Here is a 16,275-nt window from a genome sequence, read left to right as displayed (position 1 = left end):
GACGCTGCCTGTGTCGAGCTGCCACCTCATGTCGTTACGAAAGAGCGCTCTCGATGACCGGGGCGTGTGCATCGAACTGAGACTCAGCTAATTGGTCACCGTCAGATACGTCGCGTTACCGGCAATTACCGTTGTTGTCTACCGTCGACTCGCAGGCGCGGCAGCCAACTCGACAGGGTTGCACCGAGAGTGTCGACCAGACGTGGCCCGAACACACATAGCGTCCGCTCCCACGGGTGTCCGAAGGTTCCCTCGCTGAAATCTGGAAGAGCGAAGGTGTAGTAGTCACCGTCTGGGTACACCGGGACTAGCCAGGTGCCGTCGACGGCGGTCGCGTGAGCTGCGACGTCGAGGCGGTATCCCGAATGCTGCCAGTCCAGTACGACGAGTTCGGCGGCCTCGTCGATGTCGAGGAAGCAGCGGATCGCTTCAGCGTTGACAGCGTCGAGTCTGGCGGTGAGCTGAGCCGCAGTGGCGGTGCCGGCGTTCAAATCGAAGGTGACCGATGGAGTCGGCTCCACGATGGCCGGCCATTCGGCAGATGTCAGGCCGGGTCGCAGTTCTCCGAACTTGTCGGTGAAACGAGACCACTGCTCTGCTTCCTCGCTTCGACCCAGGAACGACCACCCCGGCGGGACCGTCGTGCTGCTCACCGTTGTCTCGGATTCAATGGTGGTGAACCGATTACGTCATCACCTGGGTGCAGCACGTCTTGAAGTTGCGCCATTGTTGCATCGGTCAAACTGCCCAGTCCGAGGTCTATCGCGCATGCCCAGTCGAATTCGTGCGTGGACCATGCTCGGATCGGCGACGGGTAGTGCCGTGTCCAGTTCACTGGCAGGAACCAGTCCTCGCTGGAGCGGGAGCGACGCCACAGTCTGCCTGCGCCTTTCTCGAAAACAGCTTCAAAGCTTTCCGGGTGTTCTGGATCTCGCCGCACCTCGGTCGGGGTGAAGTCGACGAACACATTCGCCTGTATCCGCTGCGCGGTTACATTGTCGTTGAACCACTGCATGTTGCTTTTCGATTCTTCGATCCAGCGCGCCTGATCTTCGGCAAACACGTTGCGCGGTGTTCGGACGGGGCCGGTCCACACAAACGTCGAGTCAGGCACTTCGTCCATAACAACGCATTCGATGTACGCCGCGCTGCCCTCTTCGGATTCCTGTTTAAGCACCGTTCCGGTCTCGGTGTCGATCGTCAGCACCACCGGAGAGCCATTCTTCCCGGTCTTAACTTCCACTTTCCAGCAGCGCCGTCCGATGAACTCGACCTCTTCGATCGGACGTACGGGTCGGGTGAGGCCCGGACGCGCCCAGTGTTCGACCGGGCGGGACACGATCAGATCTCGGCCGGGTTCGTGAATCCGGATGTTGAGCTCGTTCGTTTCGATCGGATCGTCATGACCAGCGTGAAACACCCAACACTTCTGGCCGTCGGCGATGAACAGCGGCTTCCCGTCGAGGGACTCCATACGTGTCTTGCGACCGAAACGAATCAGGCGCACGTCTGCCAGCCCGAAGCCCACATACGACGGAACGGTGCCGTAGTGAACGTCGTAGACGTGACGCGGGCCAGTGTCCGCGTGAGCTGCGCGGGCGACACCCAGTACTGGCCGCTGCGGACCGTCGACGATCTTGAGCAGCACTTCGACCCAATGCGTCACACCTACACCGCCCCTCCGATTAGTGCCGTTACTGCCAGGGTCTCGTCTCTCGTTCCATCCATTGTGATGTCTTCCGACGTCAGGATTCATCTCGGGTCGTGGTTCTCTCTAGATCTTGGGAACTAAGAATTTCACCGCAAACTCGACTACTACATCGAGCACGCCGAGCGGGTCGGTGGCCGCAAGCGGACCGCGCGCACGTCTGCTGTCATCGACGCCGCAGCGGCCACCGGGAAGCCCACGAAGCGTGATCCGGAACAGACGCGGGCGATCCGGGAGTGGGCGAACGCGAACGGTTACGAGGTCAGTGACCGCGGCCGGATCCCCGCGGCGGTGGTGGAGGCGTTCGACGCCGCCCACTAGACCTCACAGGCTGCTGCTGGTGATCCGGTAGTCGCTGACCTTCCACTCCCCCACGACGTCGTTCAAGGTGACCGTGGCGGTGTAGGTGGTGTACGGCGTGGCCTGCCCGGACTGGTGCTGCACGGTCTGCGCGATGGTCACCGGCACCGTGGCGGTGTCGCCGTCTACGGTCGTGTCCCCGTCGGGCCGTACGACGGCGGTGAGGGTGTCGCCGCTACGGGCCCACGCCGCCCACTCCGAGATGGGTTTCGGGGCCGGTGACGGCTCCTGTGCGGCGGCGGTGGCCATCGGGCCGGTGAGGTGCCCGGCCTGGGTGTGCAGGGCGTCCCAGGTCGAGTCCTGCACTGCTGGTTGCCAGGTGAACACGCCGGCCATGACGACGGTGGCGACGTCGATCGGGTCGGTGCCGACGGGGTCGATGGTGAACCCGGCGTCGGTTCCCCCGGCGGCGGGGGTGTCGTCGCTGTCGCCGGTGACCCACAGCGCGACGGCGGTGCCGACGGCGACGATCAGGACGACGGCCAGGGCCGCAAGTGCGGCAGCGGCGGTGGGGCGTCGGCGGTGATGGGTGTCGAACACGGGTGCTCCTTGTCGGGTCATCGGGCGAGGTCGTAGTCGCCGGCGGTGGCGGTGATGGTGATGGTGGTGACGTAGTTCTGCGTCTCCGCATACGGGGGGATGCCGCCGAACTGCTGCACGGCTCCGGGTCCGGCGTTGTAGCCGGCGAGCATCAGCTCCACCGGATCACCGGTGACGGCACCGGATTCCATACCCGGGCGCAGGTCGTCGAGGACGGCGCAGTTGTACCGTCCTTGCGCCATGACCGCATCCCCGACGTCGTCCGGGTCTCCGGCTCCGGCGGGTCCGGTGACCTCGCCGGTCTCGTCGTCGACGGGGAATCCGTAGGACGCCCAGGTGCCGGGTAGGAACTGGGTGTAGCCGCGTGCCCCGGCAGGACTGGTCAGACCGGACTGGAACCCGGACTCCTGTTTGATCTGTGCAGCGAGGATCGCCGGGGAGAGTTCGCGGCACTGCGCCGCGGAGAGCGGCAGCCACTTCTCGAACTCCGGTGGGATCTGACCGGCCGCGAGGTCACCCGTGTCGCCGATCCCCGCGCCGGGTGCGGTGGTGCAGGTGCCGTTCGCCTTCGGTGCCGATCCCGCTCCACCCGGTATCGCCCCGTATCTCTGTCCGGGTGCGGGCGGTCCGTGGCCGATGGTGGTGACGTGGACGTGGTCGAAGTGGTTCTGCGTCGGTGATCCTCCGTCCTCCATGATGTTCGGTTCACCGTCGGCGGGGATGTACTGCTGTCGCCAGATGATGTACTCGATCTGCAACACCTTGCGGTTGGCCCAGAGATAGTCCTTCACCTGATCGCCGACGGCTTTGCCTTCCTCGGAAGACCAGTTGTCGATCATGATGTCCGCCGCCCGGCCGGACGGGTGGTCGTCGAAGCCGCCGCCGTCTGCCCGCCATCCGCCGATGGTGGTGATCTGCGGGAACTTGGCGTGGACGGCGCGGGCGACGCGGACGGTGTCGACCTGGAAGTGCTCCTCCGACCCGACGGAGGCGGGGAGTGCTGCCATCTCCGCGCCGCTCGATGACACGGCGACGTCCGGTGCGGCCGGGGCCGGCGAGCTGCCCGGCGTTGCGGAACCGGCTGCACCGGAACCGGGCTCGGCGGCCGCGGCGTAGAACGGTGCCGGATCGACGGCGTTGCCGAGTGCCCACCCGCCGGGGTGGTACTCGAAGTGCAGGTGCGCACCGGTGGTGTCGCCGTTGTTTCCCTCGTTCGCGATGTGCTGGCCGGCGGTGACCCGGTCGCCAACTTGGACGAGGACGCCGTCGGGGAACATGTGCCCGTAGACGGTGGAGACGACCTGGCCGCCGATGTTGTGGTCGAGGACGACCCACTGCCCGAATCCCTGCGCCTCACCCGCTTTGGAGACGACACCGTCGGCGTAGGCGTAGATGGGTGTGCCGATCGGACCGGCGAGGTCGATGCCGTTGTGCTGCGTCCCCCATCGGGGCCCGAAGCCGCTGGTGAGCTGCGCTTCTCCGGTCTTCATGGGCTTGGCGAACGACCCTGCCGGGACTCCCCCGGCCGACGGCACGGAGGTGCCAGAGGGCAGGCAGCCCTCGTCGCCGCTGGGGCTCAGGGTGGTGACGAACAGGACCACGAACAGTGCCGCAGCGAGGACCGCGACGAGGGCGACGATCCCGCCCTTCTTCACCGCAGCGCCCCGCTCATGACCGACTCGGCGGCCACCGAACGCGGTGAGGTGGCGGCGAGCCGGTCGGTGAGGGTTCGGTTGACCGCGAGCAGCCGCTCGATCTCGGCTTCGGCGGCCCGCAGTTTCGCCACGACCTCGTCGGCGGCGGGGGCGCGGGAGGGCCCGAACTCGGTCTTGATCCACCGGTTCACGGTGTTGACGTGCGCGCCGATCTGTTCGGCGATCGCGGTGACGCACTGGTCACGGGAGGCGTAGTTCGGGCGGGACGAGCGGTAGGTGCTGATGGCCCAGTCGCGGACGTGCGCCCCGTAGACGGGTCGCATCAGATGTCCTGAGGTGCTGCGTCGATCGGGGTGTCCGCCGATGCTGCGTGTCGGCCGCGATCGAAGTATTCGGCGAAGCGGGCGTTGGTGTCGTGTACTCCGGTGTCGAGCTCGACGTCGGTGAACACGGTCCGGATGGGGATGCCGGGTGTGTTGTCCTTGGCGACCTTGATCAGGAACTTTCCTCGCCCGATGGGTGCTCGTGCGGTGCGTCGTTCCGCGGAGCGCAGCGCGGCCCCGCGGGACCAGGAGGTCACCATGCCGGCTTCCGCGGGGGTGAACTTGAGCTCGCCAGAGAGTCGTTCGACCTCGCCGATGGGCAACCCCCCGCACACGACCATGCCGGCGCGGTCGATGAACCCTTTCGCGGTCTTGATGTCGGCTTCGGTGGGCAGGGTTTCGAGGTCGCGGCCGGTGTGGGTGATCATCAGCAGCCCGGCGCCGTCGGTGCGGTTGAGGCGGGAGATCTCGTTGACGCGGGCGACCATGCCGGGGCCGGCGCCGATGACCTGCCACAGCTCGTCGAGGGCGAGCAGGAACAGCCGCTGCCGGTCCAGTCCGGCGTCGGCGAGGAGATGCGCCGCTTCGACGGTGCCGTAGGCGTCGGCCCAGCAGGAGAGCATCACGGCCGCTTTGAGGGTGGTGTCGCCGCGGTCGAGGGAGGACACATCGATGACGATCATGGGGGCGTCGAGGTCTAGCGGTTCGGAGGTGTGGTCGGCGAAGATATCACCGAGCGGGCCGGAGATGAGCGCTCCGAGCGCCTGCATCAGCTCCGTTATCTGCTCCCGGTATCCGCCCCGCGTGGTCTGGTAGGCCGCGCGCTGCATCGCCCCGGATCCGGCGTCGATGCGCTCGTACAGGTCCACCAGCAGCGGGGGCCGGCCGTAGCTGAAACCGCCGTCGGAGTAGAGCTCGTCGAGGGCGGTACCGATCAGGGAGTTCTCGAACGCCTTCACCGAGTGGGTGTCGTAGCGGATCAGCTCCACCAGCGCGCACACGGCGTTGACCTGCCGGGTCCGCACGGTCAGCTCCGCGGTGCCGATCAGCTCGTCGAGCTGGGCGACCCTGGCGCGGTCCCCGGCGGCCGCGGCGTCGACGCGGGCGCGGCGGATGCGGGCTACGGCTTGCCCGAGGGTGCCGGCGGCGAGCGGGTTGAGGTGCCCGCCGCCGTAGCCGAGGGTGACGACCTGGCCGCCGACGAGGTGCGCGAGCTTGACGTATTCGGCCTTGATGTCGCCGGCGACGATGGGCGTCTGCCCCCACGCGATCGCGCCGAGCAGGATCTTGCGGATCAGCGACGACTTGCCGAGCCCTGGGAGGGAGAGGACGAACATCGACGGGTTGGCGATGTGGTTGTCGCGGAAGTAGGCGAACGGGTCGCACGAGACGGCCTCGCCGGTGATGGCGTGCTGGCCGACGATGGTGCCCGAGGCCGGTGCGGCGGCGCCGATGGCCCACGGGTTGAATCCGCAGACCTGCACCGACGACGCCTCGTACTCGATGGGCGCGGGGACGGCGAGCATCCGGCCCCCGCCCGGGCCGGTGTAGCCGCGGGAAGTGGCCCGCTTGGCTCCGCGCCACCAGGGGTCGCCCGTCAGTTCCTCGGTCACCTCGCCGTGGGCGTTGCGCCACCGGGCCAGGCCGAGGCCGGTGCGGGTCCACCAGGCCGGTTCGTCGTCGTCACCGTCGGCGATGCGCTGCGCCAACTGCTCGTAGTCGACGTCGGCGATCAACCAGCGCACCCCGCGAGGGAGCATCTGCAGTTGAACGTCCACGCCTGCATCCGGATCGAAATCATGGCGGGGACTGGTGGCGACCCCAGTGGGCGACCTTGTGCCAATGCTCATGGGGAACCTTCCGGTGGGAACGGCGGGGCGGGGCGGAGTGAGCGAGAGGTGGGTGGTGCGGCCGGCTCAGCTGTGCCGCACCAGCGCCGAGGTGGTGACGTGGTCGGGCAGCAGGAACCCGACGCCCAGGCCGGCGGCGAACGCGGCGTCCTGGAAGCCGTGGGCGCGGCGCAGTCCGAGGCGGGCGCGGGCGGCGAGCGATTCGATGACCGCGGCGGCGTTCGCGACGTCGGCGGGATCGGCGACGGTGATGGTCACCAGCGCCGAGTAGCGCAGTTGTCCGGCCCCGGCGACCATCTCCTTGCGGGTCTGCGAGGTGATCTCGAGGCGCTTCTCCGCCTCGGCGGAGCTGATCTTCGCTCCGCGGGAGTTGATGGCGTGCAGGGCGTCTCGGTGCTGCTTCTCGACCTTCTTCGCGGCGTCACCGGCGGAGAACGGCCGGTAGATCAGGGTGAGGCGCTTGCGGAGCAGGTCGTCGTGCGGTTGGAGCAGCGGCTTGAGGACGGTGTCGGTGAACACCGATTCCGGCGGTGCGGCCATCTCGTAGACGACGGAGACGACACCGTCGTGCCGGTACTGCCCCCACACCGAGGAGGCGCGGCCGGGACCGGCGTCCTCCCACGCCACCCCGTGATCGAGGCCGGCGATGTCGAGTTCCTCGAAGTCGTTCTCCGTCGACGGGTTGTACGAGCGGTGCACCGCGGCGGTGATCTCCGCCGCGGTCATCGGCTGCGCGTCGATGCCCGCCCCGGCGAGGTTGCCGTAGAGGTCCGGCAGGCGCCGCGCCAGCTCGGCCGCCATCTCCTCCGGGTCGTTCTGCCGTTCCTTGGTGGTGGCGCGGAAGGTGATCGACAACCGGGCCAGCGTGCGGTGCCGGCCCGATGGCATCCGCACCGACGACTGCCGCACGAACGCCGTGGACAGCTCCGGTGCGTACGGGACGACCTCACGCTCGACCAGACGGGACAGGCGCAGCCCGGTCGCGGGAATGTTCTCCACGACCACCTCGGCGCCGACGATGTCGCCCGGCAGTCCGAGGTCGGCGAGGTAGACGCCCCACTCGGCGGTGTAGAGGTCCTTCTCCCCGCGGGCGACGGCTTCGTCGCCGCCGGGGAGACAGTCGATGACGACGGTGTACCGCTGTTTCTTGGGGTGATGGATCATCCCGAATTCGTTGCCGTGCCGGTCCATTCCGACGTAGAGCGTGGTGTGCGCCAACCACCCGGGCAGGCGGTAGCGGCCACCGGGAATCGACGAGTGCGGTCCTGCGTGGTACTCGGCGGAGCGGCTGACGCGGCTGCGGAAGAACTGCATTCTCAGGTGGCCTTTCTCGTAGAGGGAACGCCCGCCCGGCGCGATCGCCAGCGGCACGAGGAGCACTGCGCCGAGCGCCATGAGAGCGAACCCTGCGGGGGCGTTGCCCCAGATCAGGACCGCGAACGCGAGAGCGAAGAAACCGCCCGCGTAGGCGATGACCTTGTTGGACAGCCCGAACGCGAAGGTGCTCTTGGGGCGCGTTCCGGCGGAGTAGATCGCCGGCTCCTCGTGGTTCGTGGGTGCGGTCATCGTCGAACCCGTCCGTGGTAGTTGCCGACTGCGCCGTCGGCGGCGGCGCCGAGGCTCCCGGCGATCTGTGCGGCCCCCCGGACGCCGGACCCGGCAGTGCGCATCGCACCCGCGGCACCGGACATGACACCGCCCGTCGCCCGTCGTCCACCGGAGGCCGCTCTCGACAGCGCGCCCGTGGGCCCGGACCGTCCCGACGAGCCGGCCGAGGCCGACCCGCCCGTGTAGCGGCCCTGCATCCCGGCAACCGATCTCGCGCCGGTACCCGCAGCGCCCATCCCGCCACCACCACCGCCGCCGGACGCCGCAGGTGAGATGGTCCGTGCCATACCGCCCAGTGCGCGAGCACCGGTCACGGCGGCCCCACCCGCCAGCGCCCCACCAGCGGCAGCGAGCCCCGCGGCCTGCGATCCCCCGGCGGCGATTGTCTCCGCGGCCGGGGCGATGATCCGCACCAGGGTGGGTAGGGCGAACCCGACGATCGCCAGCAGCACCGACCCGATGATGACCGAGGACACCGGATCACCGGATGTCGCGGACTGCGCCCAGAACGCGAACAGGTACAGCAGGGTCGCGACGGGCTTGAACAGCAACGCACCGATGGTGAAGGCGATCATCGACTTGTAGGACGAGCGCCCAGTAGCGGTTGCCGAGGATGCTGCGGCGAGCGGGATGACGGCGACGACGACGCAGAAGACCGCTTCGCGGATGAGCAGGGCGATGAGTTGGGCGACGGAGCCGAGGAAGGCGAATCCGGCACACGCGAGGGCGAACACGGGGCCCAGTCCGGTCTTGTCGTCGAACGCGGTGATGGCGGTGATCTTCTCGTTCAGGTCCGCCCCGACGAACTCCTTCAGCGCGAACGCCGACGCGGCATCGCCGCCCTGGTGGAGCATGAGCACCAGCACCGGAAGCAGCGAGACGGTGAAGACGGTGCGCACCAACATGTTCGCGGTCTCCGTCGCGCCCTCCATCACGGCTTGTTTGCGGGCGATGGCGAGTTTGGTCATGGCGATGACGATGGAGGCGAACAGCGCCGCGATGGTGAAGCCGGAGACGATGTTGCGTAGCCCCGACATCGCCGTCTCGGCTCCGAGTCCCGGTATGCCGGTGGTCATCCAGAACGTCATCACGGTGCGGAACGCTTGCGCGTTGCCTTCCATGACGGCTTTGGCGAAGTCGCCGACGGAGTCGCCCCAGAACGCGGAGGCGGCGGACGAGGCTGCGGTGGCCACGGCCGCGCCGGGGTTGTCCTCGAACGCGTTGATCAGGCAGAAGGATTCCGGTACGAGGTTTCCGGTTGCCCCGTTGATCAGATCCCCGATCCACGGTGCGTCGGTCTCGGCGAGGCATTCGCGCCGATCCTGTTGGAAGGCGTTGCCGTCGTCGGCGATCCCGGTCACCGGGGCCACCGGGGGTGGGGTCGGTTCCTGGGCGGCGGCGGTGCCGGCGCCGAGGCCGAGCAGGGCGAGGAGGACGACGACGGCCGCGGTGAGCCGAGCCAGCCGCGTCACGAGAGTGTCCAGGGGGTGAATCCGGCGATGCTCGTGACATCGGGTGTCGCGGAGACGGATCGGCCGTCGAGTCGAGCGCGCCACTCGCCGCTGTCGTGGAACAGTGCCGCTCGCATCACGGTCCAGGCGGGGGTGGTTCGCCGCTGGCCGTTGTCGTCGATGGGGATGTTGATCGCGTACTCGACGGAGGCGAAGTCGTCGGTGCAACTGACGATCCGGAACGCCTCGGGGGCTGGGAAGGAGGAACCGCTGAGTCCTTCACCGTCCCAGGACTGGCCGGCCGACTTCTGCGCCAGCTCGTCGGTGGCGACGGTCAGTTTCTCGTAGGCGTCCTTCGCCACGGGGCCAGGGCCGTAGACGCGGCCGATCCAGTTCCACCCGGCGAGTGCCGCACCCTGGGGGGTGCGGGCGTACCCGGTGAGGACGTTGCCGTCGACGCGGGTGGGGCCGTCGCTGGTGGAGACCAGCGTGGGCAGTCCGACGGTCTGCTGGATCTGCACGCCGGTAGGTGAGGTGACAGGTCCGGCGGTGTCGCACCCGCTGCGCTCGCCTGCCGGTTCCTGCGTGAGCGGTGCTCCGACAGGGTTGTTCGGGACGGTGACCTTACGGCCGAGGATGTCCACGACGGGGGTTCCGAACCCTGTGCGGCCGTTGTCGATCGAACCGGGGACGGACGGCGCGGACGTCGTCGACGGGTCGGCGGTGTCGGTGGCCGCGTCGTCGTCCCCGAGGTTCGGGACGACGAAGATCAGGCCACCGATGACGGCCAGGACGAGGGCGGCGGCCGCGATCAGCACCCGGCGGACGAGGGTGCTCATGAGGCAGCTTTCAGTGCGGTGTAACCGGCGAGGTCGTCGAGTTCGGCGGCGTCGATGTTCTCTTCGGGAGTGGGGAGCACGATGCGCCAGTCGTCGCCGACCCACTGCAGGGCGACGGGGTAGCTGTAGAGCTGCGAGTCCTCGCCGATTGTTTGTGCCACCGACACTGCGGCGGTCGCCGCGTCGGGCTCGTAGGCGGTGACGTCGAAGCCGACGAACCGCGGCGCGGACTCCTGCGGCACGGTCCCGGCGACGGTGACGGCGGCGCGGGCGACCGCGAACGCGTCGCGTCCCGGGCCCGGCGCGGTGACGGTGTTGACTACTTCGGGCCAGGTGCGGTCGTCGGCCACGGCGAGTGCGGTCTGCCCGTTGATCGCCGCCAGAACAGCTCCCTGCGGGCTCTTGTCGTAGCCGTGGCGGGTCACTCCGGTTCCCGTCGACGGTCCGGCCGTGGGCGAGCTGGGCACGTCGACGCCCCCGACGGTGCGCCACTCGAGGTCGGACGGTGCAGGGGCGGCGGTGTCGCTCGCCTCCGACCCGCACGCTGCGGCGATCAGGACGACGGCGACGGCGGAGGTCAGGCGGGCGGAGCGGGACAGTGTCACGAGCGGTGAACCTTTCAGGGAGTGAACATGGCGGCGAGGGTTCATGCCAGGACTGCTTTGGCTATGCCGGCGGCGGATCCGATGAGGGCCGCGCAGAGAAGGATGCGGACGAGGGTGCCGTCTTCGATGACCTGTGTGCCGGTGGACTTGCGTTGGTTGACGAAGACCGCGCCGCACACGAACACCGCTGCCACGCAAACGATGACGGCAAACCCGAGTAGCCAGGACAGGGCGCTCACCAGCGGGTCCCATACTTCCGCGGGAAAGATCACCGGGTCGGTCGGCGGCTGTGCGAGTACCGCTTCGGTGGCGGCTTCGCCGATCACGGTGCGGTCCCGCTGCCGGTGGAGGTGGCGACGCCCGTCGTCTGTGCGGTGTCGATCATCCAGTCGATGCCGCCGCTCAGGGCGATGGTGGAGATGGCGACGCCGGCGATACCGCCGAACAGGGTGCCGACGGCGCGAGAGCTTCCGGACACCAGTAGGACCACACCGAACGCGATGGCGATGCCGGACGCGATCAAAGTTCCGCGGGCGAGCGTGTCGAGCAGGCCCAGCGCGGAGTCGAGGACACCGGTGGCGGTGCCTTCGAGTTCGGCCACGCCCGTACGGACGATCGCGGCGGTGGCGCTCACAGGACGAGGCCGTTAACCAGTCCGGCACCGCCGCCGAGGATGACCGCTCCGATGAGTATGTGCACGAGGGCGCTGGTGGAGTCGCTACTTCTGCCGGCCAGCCTGTCGAAGCCGAGTTTGGCGCTGCAGATCGAGATGGCGGCGACGGATCCGAGTATGCAGCCCATCATCAGCCAGCCCATGAGCATGTTGATCTTGTCGCCGAATTCTCCACTGGGCATTATGGGTTCGACGTCGCCGATGTTCTGAGCGATGAAGATGGTGACGTCGGCGCGAAGCGTGGAGAGCATGGTGGGTCCTTTCGGAAACGGGGTAGGTCGAATCGACCTAGGATCAGTGCTGAGCAACGCGGCGGGCAGCGTCGAACGCGGTGTGACCTGCGGCGACGAGGCAGGGGTGTGGGGCGGCCGCGGAGGTCATCGATCGCATCCGGCCAGGAGGTGGAGGGTCCGGTTCGGCCGGTGACCACACCGCGAGATCGGAGTAGGTGTGCACGCGCAGGTCCGGCACCCACGGCAGGTGCCACACCGCGGGCGCGGCGGACGCCACGACGTCGGCGCTGCGCCGCAACGTCTTCGGCAACTTCCCCGGGGCGTCCGGGACCAGAGCCAGACCGAGGACGGTGCACCCGCCGGTGAGACCGGCGGCGGACTGGAGCAGAAGGTCGTGGGCGGCGGCGAGCCCGGTGCGGTGGGTGCGGGCGACGACGATGACCGACCGGTACCGGTCGTGTGCCGGCCACCCACCGTGCGCATCGGCGGCGGGTGCCCAGACGCGGGCGAGGGTGGACACTCCCGCGCCGCCGTGTGCGCCGAGCAGCCACATCACCGGCGCTCGCCCGACGCCGGCGATCGGTTCGGTGTGAACCGGTGCCTGGCGATCGACCGGTGGGATCCGCAGACCGGCAGGGACGACCGGGGCCGACCCCGAGGTGTCGTCGCTGTAGAGCTCGTGATTGTCGATCGGCTGTGCGGCCATGTCGACGTCTCCTTCTGCGGGTAATTCGGTCACCTGGCGGCGGTCGGGGTGGACCCGGCCGTCGTCGGTGCAGGCGAGCTGGTGGTCGTCGGTGCGGATGTGGTGGTGGTGCCGTTGGTGGTCGCGGACCGGCTGATGGTCGGTGCAGCGCCGACGGCGGTCCGCGCACCCGCGGTGAGGATCTGGCCTGCGCTGCGGACGGTGTCGGGGGTGGCGAGGAGCTGGGCGCTGCGGCCGAGGACGGCTCCGACCTTGTCGGCGAGGGTGCTGTCACCGGTGAGGTCCGCGGCGAGCGCGACGATCCACCGCACCGTCAACTGCACGGGGGTCTCGCCGCGGGTGCCGACCGGGACGCTGTCGTAGGAGCCGTGTTTGACGGCGGTGTTCCAGTACGAGGTGTCGGTGACGAGCTGCGCGAGGCCGGCGTTGTCGTCGATGGTGCGGGTGACTTCCTCGAACGCGACGTTCACGGCAGAGTCGATCGTCGCCGGGGGCACCAGCTTGACCGCGGCGGTGCCGACCTTCGCAGCGAGGATGCCCAGTGCGGCAGGGGGGTTGGTCAAGCCGACGGTGGCGAGCTGGCCGATGGTCTCCGGCGTGATGACGTCCTTGACGACGGTGATGGCAGCGCCGATCGCCATGCCCGCGATCTTGGTGACCGCGCTGACCGCCTCGTCGATGGCTTCGTCGTCGCCGACGGCCATCGGGTCGGAGTACTTGGCCATCTTCCCGAGCACGGTGTCGGGGGCGCTGGTGACCTCGAACTGACCGCGGCCGGTGTCGAAGTCGAGGTTGTCGTTGACCACCGAGGCGCCGGTGAGCAATGCGGAGCGTCCGACGGCGGCACTGACGTCGGTGAGGATCCGCACCGGGTCGCGGGTGTTCATCGAGGACTGTCCGGCGATGTTGGCGACCATCTTCGCCGCGGGGGTGTTCGCGGGGGTGTCGCACGCGAGATCGCCTGCGGTGCAGTAGGAGGCGACGCGGTCGGCGACTGCGCCGAAGTCGGCCTCGGCGGGGTCGGGGGCGATGCCGCCCCCGGCGGGTGGTGTCGAGGCGACGGTCGGTGCGAGCTGCACGGACTGCACCGCTGCGCCGTCGGTACCGGGGGCGGGTGCGGGACTGGCGTCGCCGCCGCCGAGGACCGGTTCACCCTGTCCGCGTGTGGGGTCGGAGAACAGTGCGCCGCCGGCGAACCGGTCGGCGTCGATGGGTCCGGTCCCGGCTCCGATCTCGCGGATGACCTCGGAGGCGATCTGACCGCCCTGGGAGTACCCGGAGACGAACACCCTGGTGCCGGGGCACTTGTCGGCGATGTCGCCGATCATGGTGGTGGCGTTGTCGATGCCGGTCTGCACGGATGTGGCGTAGGTGTCGGAGGACCGATCACCGGGCTTGCCGCCGAACGACGCCGGATACGGGACGTAGCTGCGGTCCAGTGCAGGCTGGGCGCCGGAGTTGGCGTCGCGCATGGCCGGGACAGTGAGCCGGGAGAAGAATCCGGAATCGGCGTCGGGCGAGCTGTTTTTGTCGATCTCGGTGGTGCCGGGGACGACGACCAGGTGCAGCGGTGCGCACCCGTCGGCGGCGGGTGCCGTCGTGGTCGGTGCGGCGTGCGCTGTCGCGGCGGCGAGCAGGGTCGCGGTGACGGCGGTGGCCGCGACGGCGGCGCGAGCCGTTGTGCGGTGCAGGGCGGGGGTCATGGGTGGTGCCTCTCGTCGAGCTCGGATCAGCGGCGGGTGATGGCGGTGATGGAGGTGGTGCCGCCGGACTCGGCGGTGGTGAAGCGTTGAGAGGAGGTGCGCGGGTCGATGCCGGGTCCGCGTTCGACCACGGTGACGTCGTAGACGCCGGATGAGACGGGGTCGGCGAGGACGCAGAACTCGACCGCGGGTTCGAGGGCGTCGATGCCGATGCGCAGGCGCTCGGCCGATGCCATGACGGCTTCCGGTGCGCCGACGGCGCGGGCCGCGACCGGGTCACGGTCGTAGTAGAACGCCTTCTCGAAGCGCCAGATCGCGCTCAGGCCGGGATCGGTGGTGTCCTCGGTGACGGGCTCACCGGCACCTTGACCGGCGCACCAGGTGAAGTCCGCGGCGGCAGCGGCGCCCGCTGCCGGCTCCGCCGCGACAGGAGGAGCGGCCTGCGTGGTCGGAAGAAGTGGTGCCGGATCCGCGGTGAGGGTGTTCTCGGTAGCTCCGGTGAGAAACACGGCGGCGGCGCCCACCAGGACCAGGAGTGACGCGGTGACCGCCACGGCAGACCGGTAACGACGCCACCACGACCGCCTGGAACCGGAATCGGTGCCGCCGCTGCGCAGGTTCTGGGTCTGCATGTCGAACGTCGGTAACGGTGCGTCCACGAGAGACTGGTCGTCCGACCCTGGGCCGCGATGGGCGAGGACGGTGAGACGACGGTTCAGCGGGGTGCCGGTGCATTCGGCGGAGCTCCCGGGCGGAACGGGTGAACGTTCGCTTACGGCTTGCGGTGCGGCGGCGAACCAGTCGTCGGCTGCTGTGTCGTCGGGATGAGCCACAGCGGGACCTCCTCGGTCGGGTCGGGCGAATGTCGGGTGCGGACGAGCGGTGTCGGCCGCACCCGACACCAGTCAGGCCCCGATGGTCAGAGCGGACAGTGCGCCGGTCAGGGCTGCTGCGCCCTGATCGAGCGCGGGGGCGTTGTCGGCGATCACGGTGTCGACCGCGGCCAGGACGTCCGCGCCGCCGGGCACGTCGGTGACCGCATGGCGGGCCTGCTCGACGTAGGCCGGGGCCGTGTCGAGCACCTGCTGGACGTCCTGCGGCGGCGTCCACACCGGCGCGGCCGGGGCGGGAGCCGGTGCCTCGTGTACAGGGACCGGCTCCTCGATGATCTCCTGTTCTCCACCCGTGACGGTGGCGCCGAGGAGGCCGCCGAGTGCGGCACCGGTGACGGTCAGGCCGAGGACGATCGGCGCGGACAGTGCTGCTCCCGCGGCCCCACCGGCCAGTGCAGCTGCGCCGGGGATGAACACCCACCCGACGGGCCCGCCCCACACGATCGCCCCGCTACCGGTGGTCGCGGCGACACCGAGCGCTCCGCCGAGTGCTGCCCCAGTAGCGCTGATGACGGCCGCGGGGACGAGCGAGGCTAGTAATCCTGCGGTGCCGCCGGCGACAATGCCGGTGGCGACTCCCGCGGAGATGCGGTCGGCGCGGGGTGCGTCGGCGAATCCGGCGTCGACGAGGAAGTTCCCGCCATCTGCCTGCAAGGCTTGACTGGTGTTGTTGAACTGCTCCACCAGGTTCGGGTCCACGACATTCGGGTCGTACGGCACGATTTCTCCGCCGACGCCGATGTACCCGTCAGGAATGTCGATGGGTGCGATGGCGTTGCGGCGCAACGTCGGTGGGGATGGACGAGGGGATGGTGTCACCGCCGCCGGCTCGAGTGCCTGCTTGCCGTAAGACGGCTGTTGACTGCCGAATCGATAGTCGTCGTAGCTACGCCAGTCGCTCCGCTGCACGCGAGGTGACGCCTGGAAGCCCGGTAGAAAATCTCGTTCCGCGGTGGGCTCGGGCGGCTGCGCGAGGGGAGTGGTGTCCGTTGTTTCAGACTGGGCCGTGTCGGGCGCGGTGACGAAGTCCTGAGGCGCACCTTCCGCTATTCCCTGACCGACCGTGAGTGCGATCAAGAGAGGCATCGCAGTGCACGCTCCTGCTCGGTATCGATGAGCGCTGTGTCT

General features: G+C 69.0%; 18 protein-coding genes. 1 reads left to right on the top strand and 17 read right to left on the bottom strand.

Translation table 11 applies throughout. From position 1 onward, the window contains the following. Positions 1–125: 125 nt before the first annotated feature. Together OHB23_RS00750 and OHB23_RS00745 are read right to left on the bottom strand one after the other, a co-directional pair. Complete coding sequence (locus tag OHB23_RS00750; protein ID WP_328810575.1) at positions 126–653, bottom strand: DUF2716 domain-containing protein; 528 nt, start codon at positions 651–653, stop codon at positions 126–128. Further along, positions 650–1,666, bottom strand: coding sequence for a hypothetical protein (locus OHB23_RS00745; RefSeq protein ID WP_328810574.1), 1,017 nt, complete (start codon positions 1,664–1,666; stop codon positions 650–652). The genes OHB23_RS00750 and OHB23_RS00745 overlap by 4 nt, the downstream gene beginning before the upstream one ends. Before the next feature lie 153 nt (positions 1,667–1,819). Between OHB23_RS00745 and OHB23_RS00740 the strand changes: the two genes are divergently transcribed. Next, on the top strand, positions 1,820–2,029 hold the full coding sequence (locus OHB23_RS00740; protein ID WP_442973052.1) for an Lsr2 family DNA-binding protein: 210 nt from the start codon (positions 1,820–1,822) through the stop codon (positions 2,027–2,029). A gap of 3 nt (positions 2,030–2,032) precedes the next feature. On the opposite strand, the gene OHB23_RS00735 is transcribed toward OHB23_RS00740, so the two are convergent. The 15 genes from OHB23_RS00735 to OHB23_RS00665 form a co-directional block, all read right to left on the bottom strand. Then, positions 2,033–2,608 carry a hypothetical protein gene (locus OHB23_RS00735; RefSeq protein ID WP_328810573.1) on the bottom strand — a complete coding sequence of 192 codons (576 nt, stop codon included), beginning with the start codon at positions 2,606–2,608 and terminating at the stop codon, positions 2,033–2,035. Between the two features lie 17 nt (positions 2,609–2,625). Continuing rightward, a complete protein-coding gene (locus OHB23_RS00730) occupies positions 2,626–4,263 on the bottom strand; it encodes a peptidoglycan DD-metalloendopeptidase family protein (protein ID WP_328810572.1) in 1,638 nt (545 codons plus the stop codon). Beyond that, positions 4,260–4,586 (bottom strand): transposase, encoded by a 327-nt coding sequence (locus OHB23_RS00725; RefSeq protein ID WP_328810570.1) that lies wholly within the window; start codon positions 4,584–4,586, stop codon positions 4,260–4,262. The genes OHB23_RS00730 and OHB23_RS00725 overlap by 4 nt, the downstream gene beginning before the upstream one ends. Next, positions 4,586–6,364 (bottom strand): ATP/GTP-binding protein, encoded by a 1,779-nt coding sequence (locus OHB23_RS00720; protein WP_328810569.1) that lies wholly within the window; start codon positions 6,362–6,364, stop codon positions 4,586–4,588. The genes OHB23_RS00725 and OHB23_RS00720 overlap by 1 nt, the downstream gene beginning before the upstream one ends. Before the next feature lie 138 nt (positions 6,365–6,502). Further along, positions 6,503–8,002 (bottom strand): SCO6880 family protein, encoded by a 1,500-nt coding sequence (locus tag OHB23_RS00715; protein ID WP_328810568.1) that lies wholly within the window; start codon positions 8,000–8,002, stop codon positions 6,503–6,505. Then, positions 7,999–9,516, bottom strand: coding sequence for a hypothetical protein (locus OHB23_RS00710; protein ID WP_328810567.1), 1,518 nt, complete (start codon positions 9,514–9,516; stop codon positions 7,999–8,001). The genes OHB23_RS00715 and OHB23_RS00710 overlap by 4 nt, the downstream gene beginning before the upstream one ends. Then, positions 9,513–10,334, bottom strand: coding sequence for a hypothetical protein (locus tag OHB23_RS00705; RefSeq protein ID WP_328810566.1), 822 nt, complete (start codon positions 10,332–10,334; stop codon positions 9,513–9,515). The genes OHB23_RS00710 and OHB23_RS00705 overlap by 4 nt, the downstream gene beginning before the upstream one ends. After that, entirely contained in the window at positions 10,331–10,939 is a 609-nt protein-coding gene (locus OHB23_RS00700; protein ID WP_328810565.1) for a hypothetical protein, read from the bottom strand. Before OHB23_RS00700 ends, OHB23_RS00705 begins: the two co-directional genes overlap by 4 nt. Before the next feature lie 41 nt (positions 10,940–10,980). Next, the gene (locus tag OHB23_RS00695) at positions 10,981–11,265 is read right to left on the bottom strand and encodes a hypothetical protein (RefSeq protein WP_328810564.1); all 285 of its coding nucleotides are present in this window, start codon (positions 11,263–11,265) and stop codon (positions 10,981–10,983) included. Continuing rightward, the gene (locus OHB23_RS00690; RefSeq protein ID WP_328810563.1) at positions 11,262–11,573 is read right to left on the bottom strand and encodes a hypothetical protein; all 312 of its coding nucleotides are present in this window, start codon (positions 11,571–11,573) and stop codon (positions 11,262–11,264) included. The genes OHB23_RS00695 and OHB23_RS00690 overlap by 4 nt, the downstream gene beginning before the upstream one ends. Further along, positions 11,570–11,863 (bottom strand): hypothetical protein, encoded by a 294-nt coding sequence (locus OHB23_RS00685; protein WP_328810562.1) that lies wholly within the window; start codon positions 11,861–11,863, stop codon positions 11,570–11,572. The genes OHB23_RS00690 and OHB23_RS00685 overlap by 4 nt, the downstream gene beginning before the upstream one ends. A gap of 43 nt (positions 11,864–11,906) precedes the next feature. Continuing rightward, a complete protein-coding gene (locus OHB23_RS00680) occupies positions 11,907–12,551 on the bottom strand; it encodes a DUF6668 family protein (RefSeq protein ID WP_328810561.1) in 645 nt (214 codons plus the stop codon). Positions 12,552–12,580: 29 nt separating this feature from the next. Continuing rightward, on the bottom strand, positions 12,581–14,254 hold the full coding sequence (locus OHB23_RS00675; RefSeq protein ID WP_328810560.1) for a cutinase family protein: 1,674 nt from the start codon (positions 14,252–14,254) through the stop codon (positions 12,581–12,583). Positions 14,255–14,280: 26 nt separating this feature from the next. After that, positions 14,281–14,886 carry a hypothetical protein gene (locus OHB23_RS00670; RefSeq protein WP_328810559.1) on the bottom strand — a complete coding sequence of 202 codons (606 nt, stop codon included), beginning with the start codon at positions 14,884–14,886 and terminating at the stop codon, positions 14,281–14,283. Positions 14,887–15,159: 273 nt separating this feature from the next. Beyond that, entirely contained in the window at positions 15,160–16,233 is a 1,074-nt protein-coding gene (locus OHB23_RS00665; protein WP_328810558.1) for a hypothetical protein, read from the bottom strand. Positions 16,234–16,275 lie beyond the last annotated feature (42 nt).

Origin of the sequence: Rhodococcus sp. NBC_00294 (genome assembly GCF_036163995.1) — a bacterium.
In the GTDB taxonomy this organism is placed as follows: Bacteria; Actinomycetota; Actinomycetes; order Mycobacteriales; family Mycobacteriaceae; genus Rhodococcoides.
The sequence above is the reverse complement of the archived record's forward strand: the minus strand, read 5'-3'. Positions and strand labels throughout refer to the sequence as shown.

Coding starts and splice junctions, on each gene's coding strand:
- OHB23_RS00725 (WP_328810570.1), bottom strand. CDS start 4,586: ATGCGACCCGTCTACGGGGCGCACGTCCGCGACTGGGCCATCAGCACC.
- OHB23_RS00715 (WP_328810568.1), bottom strand. CDS start 8,002: ATGACCGCACCCACGAACCACGAGGAGCCGGCGATCTACTCCGCCGGA.
- OHB23_RS00705 (WP_328810566.1), bottom strand. CDS start 10,334: ATGAGCACCCTCGTCCGCCGGGTGCTGATCGCGGCCGCCGCCCTCGTC.
- OHB23_RS00685 (WP_328810562.1), bottom strand. CDS start 11,863: ATGCTCTCCACGCTTCGCGCCGACGTCACCATCTTCATCGCTCAGAAC.
- OHB23_RS00680 (WP_328810561.1), bottom strand. CDS start 12,551: ATGGCCGCACAGCCGATCGACAATCACGAGCTCTACAGCGACGACACC.
- OHB23_RS00675 (WP_328810560.1), bottom strand. CDS start 14,254: ATGACCCCCGCCCTGCACCGCACAACGGCTCGCGCCGCCGTCGCGGCC.
- OHB23_RS00670 (WP_328810559.1), bottom strand. CDS start 14,886: ATGCAGACCCAGAACCTGCGCAGCGGCGGCACCGATTCCGGTTCCAGG.
- OHB23_RS00665 (WP_328810558.1), bottom strand. CDS start 16,233: ATGCCTCTCTTGATCGCACTCACGGTCGGTCAGGGAATAGCGGAAGGT.